This is a genomic window from Achromobacter sp. RT286_PF (genome assembly GCF_059760425.1).
Genome location: NZ_JCBAMR010000003.1, coordinates 129,017 through 150,091 on the forward strand (window position 1 = coordinate 129,017; position 21,075 = coordinate 150,091).

Annotated in this window: 14 protein-coding genes and 4 tRNA genes; all 18 read right to left on the reverse strand. The window is 61.7% G+C overall.

What is annotated here, in order from left to right; all coding sequences use genetic code 11:
* Positions 1 to 92 precede the first annotated feature (92 nt).
* A complete protein-coding gene (gene rpoC, locus AC6LJY_RS04245) occupies positions 93 to 4,337 on the reverse strand; it encodes a DNA-directed RNA polymerase subunit beta' (RefSeq protein WP_046806048.1) in 4,245 nt (1,414 codons plus the stop codon).
* Entirely contained in the window at positions 4,337 to 8,449 is a 4,113-nt protein-coding gene (gene rpoB / locus AC6LJY_RS04250; RefSeq protein WP_046806049.1) for a DNA-directed RNA polymerase subunit beta, read from the reverse strand. The genes rpoC and rpoB overlap by 1 nt, the downstream gene beginning before the upstream one ends.
* A gap of 161 nt (positions 8,450 to 8,610) precedes the next feature.
* Positions 8,611 to 8,991, reverse strand: coding sequence for a 50S ribosomal protein L7/L12 (rplL, locus tag AC6LJY_RS04255; protein ID WP_006216571.1), 381 nt, complete (start codon positions 8,989 to 8,991; stop codon positions 8,611 to 8,613).
* An 81-nt stretch (positions 8,992 to 9,072) separates the two neighbouring features.
* On the reverse strand, positions 9,073 to 9,597 hold the full coding sequence (gene rplJ / locus AC6LJY_RS04260) for a 50S ribosomal protein L10 (protein ID WP_006216572.1): 525 nt from the start codon (positions 9,595 to 9,597) through the stop codon (positions 9,073 to 9,075).
* A 255-nt stretch (positions 9,598 to 9,852) separates the two neighbouring features.
* A complete protein-coding gene (gene rplA / locus AC6LJY_RS04265) occupies positions 9,853 to 10,554 on the reverse strand; it encodes a 50S ribosomal protein L1 (protein ID WP_006392088.1) in 702 nt (233 codons plus the stop codon).
* 2 nt (positions 10,555 to 10,556) lie between these two features.
* Positions 10,557 to 10,988, reverse strand: coding sequence for a 50S ribosomal protein L11 (gene rplK, locus AC6LJY_RS04270; RefSeq protein WP_046806050.1), 432 nt, complete (start codon positions 10,986 to 10,988; stop codon positions 10,557 to 10,559).
* Between the two features lie 63 nt (positions 10,989 to 11,051).
* The gene (gene nusG / locus AC6LJY_RS04275) at positions 11,052 to 11,585 is read right to left on the reverse strand and encodes a transcription termination/antitermination protein NusG (RefSeq protein WP_006216576.1); all 534 of its coding nucleotides are present in this window, start codon (positions 11,583 to 11,585) and stop codon (positions 11,052 to 11,054) included.
* Positions 11,586 to 11,594: 9 nt separating this feature from the next.
* Positions 11,595 to 11,975 (reverse strand): preprotein translocase subunit SecE, encoded by a 381-nt coding sequence (gene secE / locus AC6LJY_RS04280; RefSeq protein ID WP_046806052.1) that lies wholly within the window; start codon positions 11,973 to 11,975, stop codon positions 11,595 to 11,597.
* A gap of 64 nt (positions 11,976 to 12,039) precedes the next feature.
* Positions 12,040 to 12,115, reverse strand: a tRNA-Trp gene (locus tag AC6LJY_RS04285).
* Positions 12,116 to 12,257: 142 nt separating this feature from the next.
* Entirely contained in the window at positions 12,258 to 13,448 is a 1,191-nt protein-coding gene (gene tuf / locus AC6LJY_RS04290) for an elongation factor Tu (protein WP_006221899.1), read from the reverse strand.
* A 56-nt stretch (positions 13,449 to 13,504) separates the two neighbouring features.
* A tRNA-Thr gene (locus tag AC6LJY_RS04295) sits at positions 13,505 to 13,579 on the reverse strand.
* Positions 13,580 to 13,591: 12 nt separating this feature from the next.
* Positions 13,592 to 13,665, reverse strand: a tRNA-Gly gene (locus AC6LJY_RS04300).
* Positions 13,666 to 13,814: 149 nt separating this feature from the next.
* Positions 13,815 to 13,901, reverse strand: a tRNA-Tyr gene (locus AC6LJY_RS04305).
* Between the two features lie 112 nt (positions 13,902 to 14,013).
* Entirely contained in the window at positions 14,014 to 15,177 is a 1,164-nt protein-coding gene (locus tag AC6LJY_RS04310; RefSeq protein WP_498135366.1) for an iron-containing alcohol dehydrogenase, read from the reverse strand.
* Between the two features lie 55 nt (positions 15,178 to 15,232).
* A complete protein-coding gene (locus AC6LJY_RS04315; protein ID WP_498135367.1) occupies positions 15,233 to 16,621 on the reverse strand; it encodes an aldehyde dehydrogenase family protein in 1,389 nt (462 codons plus the stop codon).
* 37 nt (positions 16,622 to 16,658) lie between these two features.
* On the reverse strand, positions 16,659 to 18,044 hold the full coding sequence (locus AC6LJY_RS04320; protein WP_046806055.1) for a glutamine synthetase family protein: 1,386 nt from the start codon (positions 18,042 to 18,044) through the stop codon (positions 16,659 to 16,661).
* 194 nt (positions 18,045 to 18,238) lie between these two features.
* A complete protein-coding gene (locus AC6LJY_RS04325) occupies positions 18,239 to 19,213 on the reverse strand; it encodes a Bug family tripartite tricarboxylate transporter substrate binding protein (protein ID WP_498135368.1) in 975 nt (324 codons plus the stop codon).
* A 263-nt stretch (positions 19,214 to 19,476) separates the two neighbouring features.
* The gene (locus tag AC6LJY_RS04330; RefSeq protein WP_370638792.1) at positions 19,477 to 21,072 is read right to left on the reverse strand and encodes a rhodanese-like domain-containing protein; all 1,596 of its coding nucleotides are present in this window, start codon (positions 21,070 to 21,072) and stop codon (positions 19,477 to 19,479) included.
* Between the last annotated feature and the right edge of the window lie 3 nt (positions 21,073 to 21,075).

Below are 21,075 nucleotides of genomic sequence, written 5' to 3' on the forward strand. Positions count from 1 at the left end.
TAATAAAAAAAGGCCGCTGATTCGCATCAGCGGCCTTTTTGCTTGCAGCCCCCGCGCCAACCCAGCGCGCGGGGAACTGTCCGGGATTCCGCTTATTCTGCGGAATCGTCCGTGCCGGCGTCGGAAGCCGGGGCCTGATCGTCCGCGCCCACCGTAACCGGCGAGTCTTCGAACGGGTTGGCCTGCTGGCGAGCGGCTTCGCGTTCCGCCGCCTCCAGCTCTTCCTTGTCGCGGCGTGCGTGGTGGTAAGCCAGGCCGGTACCCGCCGGGATGAGGCGGCCGACGATGACGTTTTCCTTCAGGCCACGCAGGTCGTCGCGCTTGCCCATGATGGCGGCTTCGGTCAGGACACGCGTGGTTTCCTGGAACGAAGCGGCCGAAATGAACGAGTCGGTCGACAGCGAGGCCTTCGTGATACCCAACAGCACGTTGTCGTAGGTTGCCGGGATACGGTCTTCGGCAGCCATGCGATCGTTGGCGTTCAGCAGTTCGGAGCGCTCGACTTGCTCGCCCGGGATGAACTCGGTATCACCAGCGTCAACGATGTTCACACGACGCAGCATCTGACGAACAATCACTTCGATGTGCTTGTCGTTGATCTTCACGCCTTGCAGACGGTACACGTCCTGCACTTCGTCGACGATGTACGTCGCCAGCTTCTCGATGCCTTGCAGGCGCAGGATGTCGTGGGGATCGGCCGGGCCGTCCACGATCATTTCGCCCTTGTTCACCACTTGGCCGTCGTGCACCAGAACCTGCTTTTCCTTCGGAATCAGGAACTCGTGGCTCACGCCTTCCAGGTCGGTGATGACCAGACGCTGCTTGCCCTTGGTGTCCTTACCGAACGACACCGTACCGGTAACGTCGGCGAGCATGCCGGCGTCCTTGGGCGAACGAGCTTCGAACAGTTCGGCCACACGCGGCAGACCGCCGGTAATGTCGCGGGTCTTTTGCGATTCTTGCGGAATACGCGCCAGAACTTCACCCACGGCAACCTGCTGGCCGTCACGCACGGTAATCAGCGCGCCCACCGGGAACGAGATGTTCACCGAGTGATCGGTGCCGGCGATCTTGACGTCTTCGCCAGCTTCGTTGACCAGCTTGATCTGCGGACGCATGACGATCTTGCCGCCACGGGTCTTCGGCGTGATGACGACGAGCGTCGACAGGCCGGTGACTTCGTCCACCTGCTTGGCAACGGTCACGCCTTCTTCGATGTTCTCGAAGCGGACGGCGCCGCCGTATTCCGACACGATCGGACGGGTCAGCGGGTCCCACGTCGCCAGACGTGCGCCAGCCTTCACAGCTTCGCCATCGCCAACCAGCACGGTCGCGCCGTACGGGATCTTGTGGCGTTCGCGTTCGCGGCCGTTGTCGTCGAAGATCGCCAGTTCGCCCGAGCGCGAAATCGCAACGCGTTCGCCCTTGGCGTTCGTGACATAGCGCATCGTGCTGGCAAAGCCGACCAGACCGCTAGACTTCGTTTCGACCGCGCTGGCCAGAGCCGAACGCGACGCCGCGCCACCGATGTGGAACGTACGCATCGTGAGCTGCGTGCCCGGTTCACCGATGGACTGGGCAGCGATAACGCCAACTGCCTCGCCTTGGTTGACCGGCGAACCGCGACCCAGATCGCGGCCGTAGCAGTGTGCGCACAGACCGTGACGCGTTTCGCACGTCAGCGGGGTGCGGACCTTGACTTCGTCCACGCCGATGCGGTCGATGGTGTCGACCAGGTCTTCGTCCAGCAGGGTACCGGCGACGATGGCCGTTTCCTGCGTGTCCGGGTTGATGATGTCCACGGCGGCAACACGACCCAGGATGCGGTCGCGCAGCGGTTCGATGACTTCACCACCTTCCACCAGGGCCTTCATGTTATAGCCGAGCGACGTACCGCAATCGTCCTCGGTGATCACCAAGTCTTGCGTCACGTCGACCAGACGACGAGTCAGGTAACCCGAGTTCGCGGTCTTCAGTGCCGTATCAGCCAGACCCTTACGCGCGCCGTGAGTCGAGATGAAGTACTGAAGCACGTTCAGACCTTCACGGAAGTTCGCGGTAATGGGCGTTTCGATAATCGAGCCGTCCGGCTTGGCCATCAGGCCGCGCATACCGGCCAGCTGGCGGATCTGGGCGGCCGAACCGCGGGCGCCCGAGTCAGCCATCATGTAGATCGAGTTGAACGATTCCTGGCGCACTTCTTCGCCGTGACGGTTCACAACCGGCTCGGTGGCCAGTTGTTCCATCATCGCCTTGCCGACCTTGTCGCCGGCCTTGCCCCAGATGTCCACCACGTTGTTGTAGCGTTCCTGGGACGTGACCAGACCCGACGAGTACTGCTTGTCGATTTCCTTCACTTCGCGGCTGGCTTCGGCCAGGATGCCTTCCTTGGCGGTCGGGATCAGCATGTCGCCCATGGCGATCGAGATACCACCGCGCGTGGCCAGCTTGAAGCCGGACTGCATCAGCTTGTCGGCGAAGATCACCGTGTCGCGCAAGCCGCAACGGCGGAACGACTGGTTGATCAGGCGCGAAATTTCCTTCTTCTTCAGGGCCTTGTTCAGGACCGTGAAGGGCAGACCCTTCGGCAGAATTTCGGACAGCAGCGCGCGGCCGACCGTCGTTTCATGACGGCGGATCACGGGTTGCCATTCGCCTGCCTCGTCGCGCTCGTGCTCTTTCAGACGCACGGTCACGCGGGATTGCAGTTCGACTTCGCCGTTGTCATAGGCGCGTTGCACTTCAGCGACGTCGGTGAAGAAAATGCCTTCGCCGCGGCCGTTGATGCGCTCACGCGTCGTGTAGTACAGACCCAACACGATGTCTTGGGACGGCACGATCGACGGTTCGCCGTTGGCCGGGAACAGCACGTTGTTGGACGCCAGCATCAGCGTGCGCGCTTCCAGCTGGGCTTCCAGCGACAGCGGCACGTGGACAGCCATCTGGTCACCGTCGAAGTCGGCGTTGAACGCCGCGCAAACCAGCGGGTGCAGCTGGATGGCCTTGCCTTCGATCAGGACCGGTTCGAACGCCTGGATGCCCAAACGGTGCAGCGTGGGCGCACGGTTCAGCATGACCGGGTGTTCGCGGATGACTTCTTCCAGGATGTCCCAGACCACCGGTTCCTGGCTTTCCACCAGCTTCTTGGCAGCCTTGATGGTCGTGGCCAGGCCCATCATCTCCAGACGATTGAAGATGAACGGCTTGAACAGTTCCAGGGCCATCAGCTTGGGCAGACCGCACTGATGCAGCTTGAGCTGCGGGCCCACCACAATGACCGAACGGCCCGAGTAGTCGACGCGCTTGCCCAGCAGGTTCTGACGGAAACGACCGCTCTTGCCCTTGATCATGTCGGCCAGGGACTTCAGCTGGCGCTTGTTGGCGCCCGTCATGGCCTTGCCACGGCGACCGTTGTCCAGCAGCGAGTCAACGGCTTCCTGCAGCATCCGCTTTTCGTTGCGCAGGATGATTTCCGGCGCCTTGAGCTCCAGCAGGCGCTTCAAGCGGTTGTTGCGGTTGATGACGCGGCGGTACAGGTCGTTCAGGTCGGAGGTCGCGAAGCGGCCGCCGTCCAGCGGCACCAGCGGACGCAGGTCCGGCGGCAGCACGGGCAGCACTTCCATGACCATCCACTCGGCCTTGATGCCCGACTTCTGGAAGCCTTCCAGCACCTTCAGGCGCTTGGAAATCTTCTTGATCTTGGCTTCAGAGCTGGTGGCCTTCAACTCGCCGCGCAGCGTTTCCACTTCGCGGTCGATGTCGATGGTGCGCAGCAGTTCGCGCACGGCTTCCGCGCCCATCAGGGCACGGAAATCGTCGCCGTACTCTTCGGTCTTGGCGAGGAAATCGTCGTCCGACATGATCTGGCCGCGCTTGAGCGGCGTCATGCCAGGTTCGATCACGCACCAGGCTTCGAAGTACAGAACGCGTTCGATGTCGCGCAGGGTCATGTCGAGCACCATGCCCAGACGCGACGGCAGGCTCTTCAGGAACCAGATGTGCGCGACGGGGCTGGCCAGCTCGATGTGGCCCATGCGTTCACGGCGAACCTTGGCAACGGTGACTTCAACGCCGCACTTTTCGCAGATCACGCCACGATGCTTCAAGCGCTTGTACTTGCCGCACAAGCACTCGTAGTCTTTGATCGGGCCAAAGATCTTGGAGCAGAACAGGCCGTCACGTTCAGGCTTGAACGTGCGGTAGTTGATGGTCTCGGGCTTGCGAACTTCGCCGTAAGACCACGAACGGATCTTCTCGGGCGAGGCGATGCCGATCTTGATGGCATCGAATTGCTCGTCTTGCGAGACTTGCTTAAATAGGTCGAGTAGCGCTTTCATTAGTTACGCTCCAAATCCATGTCCAGGGCCAACGAGCGGATTTCCTTCACCAGCACGTTGAACGATTCCGGCATGCCGGCGTCGATGACGTGGTCGCCCTTGACGATGTTTTCGTATACCTTCGTACGGCCGGTGATGTCGTCCGACTTCACCGTCAGCATTTCTTGCAGGGTGTACGCGGCGCCGTATGCTTCCAGCGCCCACACTTCCATTTCCCCGAAACGCTGACCACCGAACTGCGCCTTACCACCCAGCGGCTGCTGCGTGACCAGCGAGTACGGACCCGTCGAACGCGCGTGCATCTTGTCGTCGACCAAGTGGTGCAGCTTCAGGTAGTGCATGTAGCCAACCGTCACGGGGCGCTCGAATTTCTCGCCCGTGCGGCCGTCGAACAGCCATGCCTGCGTACGCGAAGGCGTCAGTGCCATGCGCTCGGCGACGTCGTCCGGATAGGCCAGCTCCAGCATCGTGGTGATTTCCTCTTCGGTCGCGCCGTCGAAGACGGGCGTCGCGAACGGCACGCCGTTCTTGAGGTTCTGGGCCATTTCCATGACTTCTTCGTCGGTCAGCTCGTCGATGCGGGCGCCGGAACCGGTCGTGTTGTAGACCTTGTCCAGGTAGGCACGGACGTTCTTGACCTGCGCAGTGCGCTCGTCGCGCAGCAGATCGGCAATGCGGTGGCCCACGCCCTTGGCAGCCCAGCCCAAGTGCACTTCCAGCACCTGACCGACGTTCATCCGCGAGGGCACGCCCAGCGGATTCAGAACGATGTCGGCCGGCGTGCCGTCAGCCATGTGCGGCATGTCTTCCACCGGCGTGATACGCGAGACCACGCCCTTGTTACCGTGACGGCCTGCCATCTTGTCGCCAGGTTGCAGACGACGTTTCACGGCCAGGTAGACCTTGATCATCTTCAACACGCCCGGGGGCAGCTCGTCGCCCTGCGTCAGCTTCTTGCGCTTCTCTTCGAAGGCCAGATCGAACTGGTGACGCTTCTGCTCCAGCGATTCCTTGGCTTGCTCCAGCACGACAGCGTGCGGCTCATCGGCCAGACGGATGTCAAACCACTGCCAGCGGTCCAGATCAGCCAGGTAAGCCTTGGTGATCGTGGCGCCCTTGGCCAGCTTGCGCGGGCCGCCGTTGACGGTCTTGTTGACCAGCATCTTTTCGATACGGTCGAACTGGTCGTTTTCAACGATGCGCAGCTGGTCGTTCAGGTCTTGACGATAGCGGCGCAGTTCATCGTCGATGATGGACTGGGCGCGCTTGTCGCGCACGATGCCTTCACGCGTGAACACTTGCACGTCGATCACGGTGCCGGTCATGCCCGAAGGCACGCGCAGCGAGGTGTCCTTAACGTCGGACGCCTTTTCACCAAAGATGGCGCGCAGCAGCTTTTCTTCCGGCGTCAGCTGGGTTTCGCCCTTGGGCGTGACCTTGCCGACCAGCACGTCGTCGGCGCTGACTTCGGCGCCAATGTACGTGATGCCCGAATCGTCCAGACGGTTCAGTTGCGTCTCAGCCAGGTTGCTGATGTCGCGCGTGATTTCTTCCGGACCCAGCTTCGTGTCGCGGGCAACAACCGTCAGTTCCTCGATGTGCACCGAGGTGTAGCGGTCATCGGCAACAACCTTCTCGGAGATCAAGATCGAGTCTTCGAAGTTGTAGCCGTTCCACGGCATGAACGCGATCAGCATGTTCTGACCCAGGGCGAGTTCGCCCAGGTCGGTCGATGCGCCGTCAGCCAGCACGTCGCCCTTGGCGACCTTGTCGCCACGCTTGACGATAGGACGCTGGTTGATGTTCGTGTTCTGGTTGGAACGGGTGTACTTGATCAGGTTGTAGATATCGACACCGACTTCGCCGGCGACGTTTTCTTCGTCGTTCACGCGAATCACGACGCGCTCGGCATCAACGTGGTCGACCAGGCCGCCACGCAGTGCTTGCACGGTCGTGCCCGAGTCAACGGCCACGGTGCGTTCGATACCCGTACCCACGACCGGCTTTTCCGGACGCAGGCAAGGCACGGCCTGACGTTGCATGTTGGCGCCCATCAGTGCGCGGTTTGCGTCGTCGTGCTCAAGGAACGGAATCAGCGAAGCGGCAACCGACACGATCTGCGACGGGGCAACGTCCATGTAGTGCACGTTGGCCGGCGAGGTCAGCATCGTTTCGCCTGCTTCACGGCAAGCGACCAGGTCGTCGACGAAGGCGCCTTGCTCGTCCAGCGCGGCGTTAGCCTGTGCAATGACGTAGTGGCTTTCTTCGATGGCCGACAGGTAATCGATCTGCTCGCTGACGCGGCCGTCGATAATCTTGCGGTAAGGCGTTTCCAGGAAGCCGTACTCGTTCAAGCGAGCGTACAGCGCCATGGAGTTGATCAGACCGATGTTCGGGCCTTCCGGCGTTTCGATCGGGCAGACGCGGCCGTAGTGGGTCGGGTGCACGTCGCGGACTTCAAAGCCGGCGCGCTCGCGGGTCAGACCACCGGGGCCCAATGCGGAAACGCGACGCTTGTGCGTGATTTCCGACAACGGGTTGGTTTGGTCCATGAACTGCGACAACTGGCTCGAACCGAAGAACTCCTTGATGGCAGCCGAGATCGGCTTGGAGTTGATCAGGTCGTGCGGCATCAGGTTTTCGGTCTCGGCCTGGCCCAGACGTTCCTTGACGGCACGCTCGACACGCACCAGGCCGGCGCGGAACTGGTTTTCGGCCAGTTCGCCAACGCAACGCACGCGACGGTTGCCCAAGTGATCGATGTCATCGATCTGGCCACGGCCGTTACGCAGCTCAACCAGCACCTTGATGGTTTCAAGGATGTCTTCGTTGGTCAGCGTCATCGGACCGGTGATGTCTTCACCACGGCCCAGACGGCTGTTGACCTTCATGCGGCCCACGCGCGACAGATCGTACGTCTCTTCGCTGTAGAACAGACGTTGGAACAGCGCTTCCACCGCTTCTTCGGTGGGGGGCTCGCCAGGACGCATCATGCGGTAGATGGCAACACGCGCGGCCATCTGGTCGGCGGTTTCATCAGTGCGCAGGGTTTGCGAAATGTACGGACCACGGTCCAGATCGTTCGTGTAGAGCGTCTGGATGTCGTAGACGTTCGAGGCGCGCAAGGCGCCCAGCACGCTTTCCGTGATTTCGTCGTTGGCGTTGGCGATGACTTCGCCGGTATCTTCGTCGACGATGTTCTTGGCCAGCACACGGCCGTACAGGAAGTCTTCCGGCACGGAGATGCGCTGGATGCCGCCGGCAGCCAGGTCGCGCAAATGCTTGGCATTGATGCGCTTGTCTTTTTCGACGATGACCTTGCCATCGCGGTCCGAGATGTCGAAGCGGGCCATTTCGCCCTTCCAACGCTCGGGCACGAATTCCATCATGGCGCCTTCGCTCTTGAGTTCGAAGTTATCGAAGTCAAAGAAGTTGGCCAGGATGGATTCCGGCGTCATGCCGATGGCCTTGCACAGGATCGTGACAGGCATCTTGCGACGACGGTCGACGCGGAAGAACAGGACGTCCTTCGGGTCGAATTCGAAGTCCAGCCACGAGCCGCGGTAAGGAATCACGCGGGCCGAGAACAGGAGCTTGCCGGAGCTGTGCGTTTTGCCGCGGTCGTGTTCGAAGAACACGCCAGGCGAACGGTGCAGCTGCGACACGATGACACGCTCGGTGCCATTGATGACGAAGGAACCCGTGCTGGTCATGAGCGGAATTTCGCCCATGTAGACTTCCTGTTCCTTCACTTCTTTCACGGTCGGCTTGCTGACTTCGCGGTCAAGCAGCACCAGGCGGACCTTGGCTCGCAGGGGCGAGGCATAGGTCAGACCACGTTGCTGACATTCCTTGACATCGAACACCGGTTCGCCGAGCACGTAGCTCACGAACTCCAAGCGCGCCATACCGTTGTGACTAACGATCGGGAAAATCGACGAGAACGCCGCCTGCAAACCGTCGGCTACGCGATCGGACGGGGCGGTATCCGCCTGCAGGAAAGTTAGGTAGGATTGAAGCTGTGTCGCCAAAAGGAAAGGAACGTTTTGAACGTCTTCACGCTTGGCGAAGCTTTTGCGGATGCGCTTTTTTTCGGTGTACGAGTAAGGCATGAGCACTCCGACTCGAGGTTGCATGGGCCGTCAACCACGGCCCTAGGTGATACGACTCCAGGAAACCCCCCTGAAAGGGCATACCCCCAGTAGGGGTTTCCTGGAAACGCAAAAGCCCGGGGACTGCAAACTGTGCTGTCCCCGGGCAGTTGACGCAGGTCTTACTTGACTTCGACCTTGGCGCCAGCTTCTTCCAGCTTCTTCTTGGCGGCTTCGGCGTCAGCCTTGGCCACAGCTTCCTTGACGGGCTTCGGAGCGCCGTCAACCAGGTCCTTGGCTTCCTTCAGACCCAGACCGGTCAGCTCGCGCACGGCCTTGATGACGCTGACCTTGTTCGCGCCGGCTTCCAGCAGGACGACGTTGAACTCGGTTTGCTCTTCAGCAGCGGCAGCAGCGCCACCAGCGGCGGGAGCAGCAACAGCGACAGCGGCGGCAGCAGCCGACACGCCGAACTTCTCTTCCATTTCCTTGATCAGCTCGGACAGCTCGAGCACGGTCATGCCAGCGATGGCGTCAAGGATTTCAGCTTTGTTAAGTGCCATTTTTAAGAACTCCAAATATTTTGGTAATGCCAGGGTTTGGGTGTCGCTTCGTCGTTCAGCGAATTCCGGACAGCAGGGCGATTAGGCCGCTGCCTTTTGGTCGCGCACAGCCGCGAGGCCACGGGCGAACTTGGTCGGAACTTCGTTGAGCGTACGCACGAATTGCGCGATCGGGGCTTGCATGGTGCCAAGCAGTTTCGACAGCAACTCTTCGCGGGACGGCATGGTGGCCAAGGCCTTCACACCATCTTGAGTCAGCAGGCTGTTGGGCAATGCGCCCGCCTTGATGACCAGCTTGTCGTTGCTTTTCGCGAAACCAGCGATAACCTTGGCCGCCGAAACCGGATCAGTGCTGATGCCATAGATCAGCGGACCGGTCAGTTGCTCAGCCAACGGCTCGAAAGCCGTGCCGGCAACAGCACGACGGGCCAGCGAGTTCTTCAGAACTCGCAGATACACGCCCGATTCACGCGCAGTTTTGCGCAGTACGGTGACAGAGGCGACGTCCAGACCACGGTACTCAGCGATAACAATCGATTGTGCCTTGGCGACTTCAGCCGAGACTTCCTCGATTACCACCGCTTTCTCTTGACGATTGAGACTCACGGTTTGAACACTCCATCAAAAGACGCCTGGGGCCGGAGCCTTGCGCGTCAACCGAATGCGGCGCCTGGTCGAGTTCTTCGTGTAAAGAAATCTTCCTGGGGACGCCGTCTACGCTGGATCCGAACTAGATGAGCTTCGGGATTAAGCGGGGCAGCGGGGGTGCGAGCACCGTTCCACTACCCTGCTCCAGCGGTCTTTGACAGCAACATCCGGAGGAATCCGGATGCAGCCCAAAGTACGTTTACTGCTGTTGGCTTAGTTGGAAGCCGACAGCGAGGCAATTTCAACGCGAGCACCGCCGCCCATCGTGGACGAAACGGCCAGCTTGCGCAGGTAAATGCCCTTGGCAGCTGCGGGACGGGCCTTTTGCAGGGCGTCGACCAGAGCAGCCAGGTTGGTTTGCAGCTGTTCCACGCCGAACGACGCACGGCCGATCGTTGCGTGGATGATGCCAGCCTTGTCGGTACGGTACTGAACCTGACCGGCCTTGGCGTTCTTGACAGCGGTGGCGACGTCAGGCGTCACGGTGCCGACCTTCGGGTTCGGCATCAGGCCACGGGGACCCAGGATCTGGCCCAGGGCACCCACGACACGCATCGTGTCGGGCGAAGCGATGACCACGTCAAAGTCCATTTGACCGGCCTTGATCTGGTCAGCCAGGTCGTCCAGGCCAACGATGTCGGCGCCGGCGGCCTTGGCGGCTTCAGCCTTGTCGCCTTGGGCGAACACGGCAACGCGAACCGACTTGCCGGTACCGGCGGGCAGCACGACCGAACCGCGAACCAGTTGGTCCGACTTCTTCGGGTCGATGCCGAGCTGCACGGCCACGTCAATGGATTCATTGAACTTGGCGACGGCGGTTTCCTTGACCAGGGTCAGGGCTTCAGCGACCGGGTACAGCTTGGTGCGGTCGATCTTTTGTGCAATAGCGGCGGCGCGCTTAGACAGTTTTGCCATGATTAGATCCCCTCAACCGTGATGCCCATGCTGCGGGCGCTGCCAGCGATCGTACGCACAGCGGCGTCCAGATCAGCGGCGGTCAGATCGGGGCCCTTGGCCTTGGCGATTTCTTCAGCTTGAGCGCGGGTCAGCGTGCCGACCTTGTCGGTATGCGGCTTGGGCGAACCCTTTTGCACACCGGCAGCCTTCTTGATGAGGACCGTCGCGGGCGGGGTCTTCATGATGAAGGTGAAGCTCTTGTCCGCGAAGGCGGTGATCACCACCGGAATCGGCAGACCAGGCTCCATGCCTTGGGTCTTGGCGTTGAACGCCTTGCAGAATTCCATGATGTTCAGGCCGCGTTGACCCAGTGCCGGGCCAATCGGGGGGGAGGGGTTAGCTTTACCAGCCGGTACTTGCAGCTTGATAAAGCCGACGATCTTTTTCGCCATGCTTTGCTCCTTGCGGGTTATATCGCCCCGGCGTTAACAGCCTGGGCTCCCCGGGGGTTGAAATCAGGTCTTTTCGACCTGGCTGAAATCGAGTTCGACGGGTGTGGCGCGACCAAAAATGGTGACCGACACGCGCACCTTGCTCTTTTCGTAATTGACTTCTTCGACGTTGCCGTTGAAGTCTGCAAACGGACCTTCCTTGACCCGAACCATCTCGCCCACTTCGAAAAGAATCTTGGGGCGGGGCTTCTCGACACCCTCTTCCATCTGGGAGAGGATCTTTTCGACTTCCTTTTCGGAAATCGGGGTCGGACGGTTGCCCGAGCCACCCAAAAAGCCGGTGACGCGGTTCGTGTTCTTGACCAGATGCCACGTTTCGTCGGTCAGGTCCATTTCTACCAGGACATAACCGGGGAAAATGCGGCGTTCGGTGATCGATTTTTGACCACCCTTGACCTCGACGACTTCCTCGGAGGGCACAAGGATGCGGCCAAAGGACGTTTGCAAGGCCGCGCGCTCGATGCGCTCTACCAGGGCCTTGTGAACGCTCTTTTCCATGCCGGAGTACACATGGACGACATACCAACGCTTACTCATTCGCCGTCCTTATTTCCAGCCCAACAACAGGCCGTAAAGAATCCATTCGATGCCCTTGTCGAGCACCCACATGAAAATGCCCATGACCGCCACGAACGCAAAAACGATACCCGTCATCTGGGTCGTTTCCTTGCGGGTGGGCCATGCGACACGCTTGACTTCGTTGTAGGACTCGCTGGCAAAGCTCAGGGTGCGGCGGCCGGGCTCGCTGAACCAGGCAATTGCGGCTGCAATCACAAGGCCGCCGACAAACACGCCGATACGTGCAGGCATCGGCTGTGCGCTAAGCACGGAAAACCCGACGATGCCAGCAATAACGACGAGAACCGCCAGGCCGAGCTTGACCCGGTCGGCGGTGCTAGTTACGGTTTCTACGCTGGTATTAGACATATTGCGACGCGAGCCGCCGTGAATGCGTAACTCGCGATGATCTCCCGCGGGTTTATCCTGGCGGTGGCAGGGGCAGTAGGAATCGAACCTACAACCTTCGGTTTTGGAGACCGACGCTCTGCCAATTGAGCTATGCCCCTAAAACACTACTGGCTTGCACTACATTCACTGACTTTCCGCTCAGCGCCTACGCGCAGGGTCACGGAACCGAACATCATACTACTTTTACAGCAAAGATGGATAGAGGGACTTGAGAGTCCACTCTACCCATCTGGGTATTGCTTACTTCAGGATCTTGGCGACGACGCCGGCGCCGACGGTACGACCGCCTTCACGGATAGCGAAACGCAGACCTTCTTCCATGGCGATGGGAGCCAACAGCTTGACCGTCATGGCCACGTTGTCGCCCGGCAGAACCATTTCCTTGTCGGCCGGCAGCTCGATCGTGCCCGTCACGTCCGTCGTGCGGAAGTAGAACTGGGGACGATAGCCTTGGAAGAACGGAGTGTGACGGCCGCCTTCTTCCTTGGACAGGATGTACACCTCGGACGTGAAGTCCGTGTGCGGGGTGATCGAGCCCGGCTTGGCCAACACTTGGCCGCGCTGGACGTCTTCACGCTTGGTGCCGCGCAGCAGGATGCCCACGTTGTCGCCAGCTTGACCTTGGTCCAGCAGCTTGCGGAACATTTCAACGCCCGTGCAAGTCGTCTTGACCGTCGGCACCAGGCCCACGATTTCGATTTCTTCGCCGACCTTGACGATGCCGCGTTCGATACGGCCAGTCACCACCGTGCCACGACCCGAGATCGAGAACACGTCTTCAACCGGCATCAGGAACGTGCCGTCCACGGCGCGCTCGGGCGTCGGGATGTACGAATCCAGTGCAGCGGCCAAAGCCATGATGGCTTGCTCGCCCAGTTCGCCCTTGTCGCCTTCCAGCGCCAGCTTGGCCGAACCCTTGACGATCGGGGTGTCATCACCCGGGAAGTCGTACTTGGACAGAAGTTCGCGAACTTCCATTTCCACCAGCTCGAGCAGCTCGGCGTCGTCAACCATGTCGGCCTTGTTCAGGAAGACGATGATGTACGGCACGCCAACCTGGCGGCTCAGCAGAATGTGTTCACGCGTTTGCGGCATCGGGCCGTCAGCGGCCGACACAACCAGAATCGCGCCGTCCATTTGCGCCGCGCCCGTGATCATGTTCTTCACATAGTCAGCGTGGCCCGGGCAGTCAACGTGAGCGTAGTGACGCGCTTCGGTTTCGTACTCGACGTGGGCGGTGTTGATCGTGATGCCGCGAGCCTTTTCTTCAGGAGTCGCATCGATCTGGTCGTAGCCCTTGGCTTCGCCACCGAACTTGTTCGACAGAACGGTCGTGATAGCTGCCGTCAACGTCGTTTTGCCGTGGTCAACGTGACCAATCGTACCCACGTTCACGTGCGGCTTGGTACGTTCAAACTTGCCTTTTGCCATGGCTGACTCCTGACCTGGATTGCGCTTCAGACTGAAGAAAAGAACTTGGAAATTTGTGGTGCCCATGGCGCGGATCGAACGCGCGACCTCTCCCTTACCAAGGGAGTGCTCTACCACTGAGCCACATGGGCATTTAAAAATCTTGGAGCGGGTGAAGGGAATCGAACCCTCGTCGTAAGCTTGGAAGGCTTCTGCTCTACCATTGAGCTACACCCGCGGCATACCCATTCACCATCTCTTTATCCCAAACCCTCAAAATCAAGGCCCGGGGAACCTTACAACCCTCTTTGCGAAGGCCGCCCAGTTCCCTAGGCCTAATTTTAAAAATCCAGGCAGACATCGCCTGGATTTATAGAGTTGGGTCTCTGGTGGAGGAGATTGGATTCGAACCAATGTAGGCGCAAGGCCAACAGATTTACAGTCTGCCCCCTTTAACCACTCGGGCACCCCTCCAGCGGAGAACTTGAGATTATGAACACTTTCGAATCCGGTGTCAAACGCTTCGGATGAAAATATTCAAAACTTTTGTTCAACCACTCGCGTTTCCGCGCAGAGGGGCCGAAGTTTACAGGTTTCCGCGAATTGCTGCTTGCAAAAGTTGCGAATAAGCGTCGGCGGTGAAATTTACGGGGTTGGTTCCCCCTGAGGGATCCTCGCTGGCCATGCGCCCTACCCGCTCGGCTTGCCCTTCGTCGATGCCGATCTCGGCCAGCGTGTGGGGGATGCCCACCGCCTCGCGCAGCCTCAGCACCCAGTCCAGCACCGCGCCCGGGCCATCCCCGGGCAAATCCAGATAGCGCGCCAGCGCCTCCAGCCTTGGCGCCACGGCATGCTGGTTTGCTTTGAGCACGTAAGGCATCAGGATCGCGTTGAGCATGCCGTGATGGGCGTCGTACAGCGCCCCCAACGGATGCGCCAGCGCGTGCATGGCGCCCAGGCCGCGTTGGAATGCCGTGGCGCCCATCGTCGAGGCCACCAACATCTGTTGGCGTGCCTGCAAGTCGGTGCCATCGGCCACCGCTTGCGGCAGGTATTCCTTGATGATGCGCATGCCTTCAACCGCGATGCCGGCCGCCATCGGATGAAAGACCGGCGAACAATACGCTTCCAGGTTGTGCGACAGCGCGTCCATACCGGTGGCGGCGGTGATTCTTGCGGGCAGGCCGACGGTGAGTTCGGCGTCCAGGATCACGACTGCCGGCAACATGCGCGCGTGAAAAATGATGCGCTTGACCTGCGCGGCCTCGTCGGTGATGACCGATGCACGGCCCACCTCCGAACCCGTGCCGGCCGTGGTGGGCACCGCTACCACCGGCGCCATGCCCGCCACGTTCACCCGCAGATAGTTATCGCCGATATCTTCGAAATCCCACAGCGGGCGGTCTTGTCCCACCATCAACGCAATCGCCTTGGCGGCATCCAATGCCGACCCGCCCCCAAATGCAATGACGCCGTCGTGCCCGCCCTGCCGATAGGCAAGAACGCCGTCCTCCACGTTACGCCCTGTTGGATTGCCCTTGATCTCGTGAAATACGTCGCAGTCCAGCCCCGCCTGGCGGCAGGCGCGCGCGGCGTCGGACACCATGGGCAACGGCGCCAAGCCCGGATCCGTGACAAGCAACGGCCGGCGCATGCCCAGTTCCCGGCACCACTCGGGCAGCTCCTTGATTCGGCCGGGTCCGACCTTCATCGCGGTCGGGTAATTCCAGTTAACGCTGGGCACAGTCATGGTTCGATTCCTGACATGGTTCGATTCCTGATTAACGTCGTGTCAAAGCGCTGTCTCAGACGCTGCGTAGATGAAAGGACTTGGCTTGGGTCAGCTGCTCGTAACCGACTACGGACAGGGATACTCCCCGCCCCGAGTGCTTCACGCCGGTCCAGGCCAGCGCCGGATCCAGGTAGTCGCAACGGTTCATGAAGAACGTGCCCGCCTGCACTTGCCGGCCTAGCGATAACGCGGCGTCTTCATCCTGCGTGTAGACGGCGGCCGTGAGCCCGTAGGGGCTGTCATTCATCAGAGCGACCGCATCGTCATCACCATCGACCGGCATGATGCCTACGGCGGGACCGAAACACTCGTCGCTCATCACGCGCATGCGATGGTTTACTCGCGTAAGGATGGCAGGCGCGACATAACACGAGCCTTCACTCGCATTAGGAAAATATGAGGGATCAATCGCGTTCTGCGCACCCGCCGATATCGCTTCTGCAATGACGTCGCGAATTTCTGCCGCCGCGCGCGTGCGAACCACCGGCCCCAACGTCGTGTCGGCATGCAGCGGATTGCCCAGTACATAGTCTTGCGTCAGCACAACGGCGCGCTCGACAAATTCGTCGTACCGCGACCGCGCCACGTAGATCCGCTGAATACCGCAGCAGGATTGCCCCGAGTTGAAGAACGCACCGTCCACCAGGGATTCCACCGCGTGATCCAGCTTGGCGTCCTCGCGCACGTAGGCGGGGTCGTTGCCGCCCAATTCGAGCCCCACGCCGATAAACCGGCCGGCCGCGCTCTCCTCGATGCTGCGCCCCCCGCGCACCGACCCCGTGAACGACACATAGCCGATCTCGGGTGCGCGAACCAGCCGCTGCACGGTGTCATGGTTGGCATGGAGATACTGGAACACGCCCGTGGGCGCGCCGGCGTCCCGAAACGCGCGATCGATCAGTTCCGCGCACAGCGGCGTCTGGTCGGAGTGTTTAAGGATGACGGTGTTACCCGCCATCAACGCCGGAACGATGCTGTTCACGGCGGTCAACAGCGGATAGTTCCACGGGGCTATCGTCAGCGCAACGCCGAGGGGCTCGCGGCTGATAAAGCGGGTAAAGCCCGATTGCTCGGGCACGCGGATCGGCGCCAGCGCTTGCTCGGCGATCGCGATCATGTGGCGCGCGCGTGATTCGAATCCGCCCACCTCGCCGGGCGTGTATCTCAAGGGCCGGCCCATCTGAATGGTGATCGCCCGTGCGATCTCCTCGCGTGCCGCGACAAAGCTGTCGACCGCCGCCGACACAATGCGCCCCCGCTCGGCGATGCTCAACGCTTGCCACGCGCGCTGAGCCTGCCGGGCCTGTTCCAACGCTCGCGCGACCTGCGCATCGTCGGCGTAGGCGCGGCGCACAACCTCGCGCCCGTCGATGGGACTGATGGTGATGAGTTCCTGAGTCATGGTCGCCCTATGCAAGCGTTGGCTTTGCGTTCAGATATCAGATGATCTCGAAATAACGCGCCAGCTCCCAGTCGGTGACGTGGCGCCGGAACTGCCGTTCTTCCCATTCGCGCGTTGCCGCGTAATGCTCGACGAACGCATCACCGAACAGATGGCGCGCCGCGTCTGACCCGCGCAGGCGCTGCGCGGCGTCCCACAACGTCGTGGGCAGGTGCAGATGCGCGGGAAATTGTTGTGTGTAGGCGTTGCCCTGCACCATGGGTTCCGGGGTCAACCCCTGTTCGATGCCGTACAGGCCGGACGCCAGCGCGGCCGACAGCGCCAGATAAGGATTGGCGTCCGCCGAGCCGATGCGCACTTCCACCCGCTGCGATTTATCACTGCCCGGGATAAGCCGCAGGGCCGTGGTGCGATTTTCCATGCCCCACGTGGCGTCCAGCGGCGCCCAATAGCCGGGCACCAGCCGCGAATAGCTGTTGATGTTCTGCGCGTACAACACCATGAATTCGGGCAGGTAACGCTGCACACCCGCCATGAACGCAACCTGCGTCGCGCTCATTCCATGCGGCTGCGACTTATCGTAGAACGCCGACTGCCCGCTTTTCTTGTCGCGCAAAGACAAGTGGATGTGGCCGCTTTGGCCCGGATGCTCGTGCGACCACTTGGCCATGAACGTGGCCATCAAGCCGTTCTGTTGCGCCAGCGCCTTGGCGAAGGTCTTGAACAGAAATGCCTTGTCGCCGGCCAGGGCCGCCTGGTCCACCGCCAACGCCGCCTCCAGCACGCCCGGCCCCGTCTCGGTGTGCAGGCCTTCGATGGGCATGTCCATGCGCTCGCATAAATCAAGCAGCTTGCGGTAGAAGTCCCCTTCGACCGTACTGCGCAGCACCGAATAGCCGAAGTTGCCCGGCGTCCAGTTTTCCATGTTGCGATAGTGCTTGGCGCGCACCGAGTGCGGCGTTTCACGGAACATGAAGAATTCATATTCCAGCGCGGCGTAGACGTCGAACCCCATGTCCGCCGCACGGTCCAGCGTGCGATGCAGCAGGCGACGCGGGCAGATGGCGGCGGCGTCGCCCTCGAACTCCGCCAGAAACAACAACATGTCTTCGCCGTTCGGGCCTTGCTCAAGCGGCAGGCGGCGCGCGGTTTGCGGCACGATACGCAGTTGCGCGTCGGGGTATGCGGTGTGCCAGCCCGTGTATTGCGTGTTGTCGTAGAGCTGATCGTCCAGATCCCAGCCCAGCACCACGTCGCAAAATGCCAGGCCGGAGCGCAGCGCGCCAAGGAACTTGTCACGCCGCAGGTACTTGCCCAACATGACGCCGTCGACGTCGGACAAGCCCACTTTGATGTGCGAAAGCGCGCTGGCCTGCACCAGCCGCTCCGCGTCTTCCACCGATGCTACCCCTAGCGAATGCATGCTTGTTCACCTTGTGGCTGAAGCCTTGCGTGGGACTGCGGACAAACGCCGCGGCCCCCGCTTGCGGGACAAGGGAAACCTAGCGGCGTGCTCTCAGGGTTTTTCCGAGTCTAGACACCTTGCCGCGAATTTGCAGCCCTGTGCGTGCAGTATTTTCCCTAGGTTGCAGGGTCGGGGGCAGCCGGGCCATGGCCTCAGTCCAGTGACACGCCAGCCGTTTTCACCATGTCGGCCCAGTACACGGTGTCTTCCTGCAGGCGCGTCTTGAAGGCGTCGGGCTGGCTGCCCACCGGCCAGCTGCCGCCGCTGTTGATCTTGGCAATCACGTTGGGCGACTTCATTGCCTGCGCCACGGCCTGCGCCAGGTACGCCACGCGCTCGGGCGGCGTGCCCGCCGGTGCGAACAGGCCATACCAGTCGTCCGCCGTAATGCCGTCCAGACCGCTTTGCTTGAGGGTCGGCGCCCCCTTGAAAATGCCGATGCTGTTCTCGTGGCTCAGGGCCAGGATGCGCAGCTTGCCGGCGGCCACCATCGGTTCAGCGGACGCCGGCGACGTAATCAGCATGTCGACCGTGCCGCCCATGAGATCCGTGATGGCCGGGGCGGCGCCACGATATGGCACGTGCACCAGATTCACGCCCGCCATCTTGGACACCAGCGCTCCCATCAGATGGCTCATGGTGCCGTTGCCGGGTGTCGCGTACGTGATGATGCCCGGTTGCTTGCGCGCGGCGTCCAGGTAGTCGGAAAGTGTCTTGTAGGGGCTTTCGGTGCGAGCCACCAAAACCAGCGGCGCGGACGTGATCTGCGAAATCGGCGTGAAATCCTTGACCGGGTCAAAGCCGACGTTCTTGTACAGGCGCGGGTTGACCGCCATGACGCTGGTTTGCGACATCACCAGCGTGTAGCCGTCGGGCTTTGCGCGGGACACCTGCGCAGTGCCCACGTTGCCGCCGGCGCCCGAACGATTTTCGACCACCACGCTCTGACCCGTGATGGCGCCCAGCTCCTGCGCAATCAGGCGGGCGACGTTGTCGTTGCCGCCCCCGGGGGGAAATGGCGACACGACGGTGATGGCCTGCTTGGGATAGTCGGCCGGCGCCTTCAGCGTCTGCGCCTGGACCTGGACTTGCAATGCGCCGGCCAGCAGCAAACCGGCGGCAGTCAATGCGGCCCAGCCGCGTGCGTGTTGTACGTGTCGTACGTGTTGTGCTTGTCCTGCTTGTTGTGCATGTCCTGCATGTTGTGCTTGATGCTTCATCTGGATTTCCCCTTGTGTCGGCGGCCGGATACTCGGCCGTCCCCTGCATGTCGGTTCGCCATGAACCGTCCGCACCCCGGCGGCAAACGCCGGGGCGTAATGATCGATCTGATGCGTTGTAAGCACCGCGCGGTCTCTGCGGACCGTCACGGCAGCGTCAGCGAGGCGGCTCAGCCCGCCGCGAAGCGATAGCCCGCCAATTCGCGGTCATCAATCTGCTTGACCAGGTTGGTCTCCCACGACAGGTATTGCCGCGCCGCCGCCTTGTTGCCATCGTGGCGGTCATGCACGAAGAACAGATAGTCGATGCACTCGCTATCGGCGGGCCGGTCGGGCGTGGATTCCTGCGGGATGCCAGCCGCCGACCAGCTTGCCGGCGTACCGATGTTCACCTTGATGTCGGCGATGCCCAGCGCCCGCAGATCCTTGGCGGCCCATGCGGCCAACGCGGCATCCTCCGCCAGCAGAATGACGGGTTGGCCGGCATGCAAGTCCAGGCGATCAAGACGCGGCCGAATGGACCAACGCGCCCCCGCGATGTGCCCGGCGCGATAGCGCATGCCCGGGCGGATATCGATGGCTTGTGCACCGGTGCGCAAGGCCGCCGCCAGAGCCTCGTCGGACAGCATCGAGACGGCCGGCGTGTCCGCCCGTGGCTCGACGGGATCAAGGACCGCGCCGGTGCCCTCTTTCAGCACGCAGGCGTCCCAACCCATCTGCCGCAACCAGCTTGCCGTCACGGGCGCGCGCACGCCTTCGGCGTCGAACACGACGATGCGCGCGCCGCGCACGGCCAGGTACTGGTCGGTGGCCTGCACCAGCTGGCCACCGGGCGCATGCTGCGCGCCAGGCAGCGACCCCTGCGCGAATTCCTCCGCGCTGCGCACGTCGCACAGGAAACTGGTGCGCGACGTGTCGCGCAGCCATTGCCGCACGGTGGCGGCATCCACGATCGGCACGCCGTGGCGCGCAGCCAACCGCGATGAACGCTCGGCAAGCGCAGGCAAGGCTTCCGTTTCGATTCCGTCTTCATAACGGCGGCGTGCGCCGTGTTCCAGTTGCAGGTCTTCCAGATACCAACCCTGCGTGCCGTTTTCCAGCGCATAGACGGGGTTAGGCACGCCTAGGTTGATCAGCGTCTGCGCGCCGATGATGCTGCGGGTGCGGCCCGCGCAATTGATCACGATCGTGGTCTTCGCATCCTTGGCCAGCGTGTGTACGCGCAACGCCAGTTCACCGTTGGGGCAGCAGATGCCGCCGGGAATGCTCATCTTCTGGTATTCCGCATACGGCCGACCGTCAAGCACGATCAGATCATCGCCTCGCTCTTGGCGCGCAGCCAATTCCCGCGCGCTGATACGGGGGGTGTGGAAAACTTCTTCAGCCAGTTCGCCGAACGTTTTGCTGGGCACGTTCACGCCCGCGAAGGCGGCGTAACCGTCGCGCTGCCACTGGGCGATGCCCCCGGCCAGCCGATGCACCTGCTGATAGCCCAGGTCGCTCAGCGCCCGGGCGGCGCGCGCGGCCGTCTGGTCATCGCCGCCCTCGTCGTACACCACCACCCGCGCATTGCGTCGGGGGGCCAGACGCACGATGTCCACTTCAAGCCGGCTGTACGGCACGGGCGCGGCGTAAAACAGGTGCGACTCACCATATTGGCCGTGTTCGCGCACGTCCAGCAAGGCGATTTCCTGGCCATCGTGCAGCCATTGCTTGAGCGTATGCGCGTCGATGTCGGCGGCGGGGGAAGCGGAGGTTGCGTGCATCAT

Bases quoted from the DNA above. Each gene is read 5' to 3' on its own strand.
- rpoB (WP_046806049.1), bottom strand. From the start codon at position 8,449: ATGCCTTACTCGTACACCGAAAAAAAGCGCATCCGCAAAAGCTTCGCC.
- rplL (WP_006216571.1), bottom strand. From the start codon at position 8,991: ATGGCACTTAACAAAGCTGAAATCCTTGACGCCATCGCTGGCATGACC.
- secE (WP_046806052.1), bottom strand. From the start codon at position 11,975: ATGTCTAATACCAGCGTAGAAACCGTAACTAGCACCGCCGACCGGGTC.
- tuf (WP_006221899.1), bottom strand. From the start codon at position 13,448: ATGGCAAAAGGCAAGTTTGAACGTACCAAGCCGCACGTGAACGTGGGT.
- nusG (WP_006216576.1), bottom strand. From the start codon at position 11,585: ATGAGTAAGCGTTGGTATGTCGTCCATGTGTACTCCGGCATGGAAAAG.
- AC6LJY_RS04310 (WP_498135366.1), bottom strand. From the start codon at position 15,177: ATGACTGTGCCCAGCGTTAACTGGAATTACCCGACCGCGATGAAGGTC.
- rplA (WP_006392088.1), bottom strand. From the start codon at position 10,554: ATGGCAAAACTGTCTAAGCGCGCCGCCGCTATTGCACAAAAGATCGAC.
- AC6LJY_RS04320 (WP_046806055.1), bottom strand. From the start codon at position 18,044: ATGCATTCGCTAGGGGTAGCATCGGTGGAAGACGCGGAGCGGCTGGTG.
- AC6LJY_RS04315 (WP_498135367.1), bottom strand. From the start codon at position 16,621: ATGACTCAGGAACTCATCACCATCAGTCCCATCGACGGGCGCGAGGTT.
- AC6LJY_RS04330 (WP_370638792.1), bottom strand. From the start codon at position 21,072: ATGCACGCAACCTCCGCTTCCCCCGCCGCCGACATCGACGCGCATACG.
- rpoC (WP_046806048.1), bottom strand. From the start codon at position 4,337: ATGAAAGCGCTACTCGACCTATTTAAGCAAGTCTCGCAAGACGAGCAA.
- rplK (WP_046806050.1), bottom strand. From the start codon at position 10,988: ATGGCGAAAAAGATCGTCGGCTTTATCAAGCTGCAAGTACCGGCTGGT.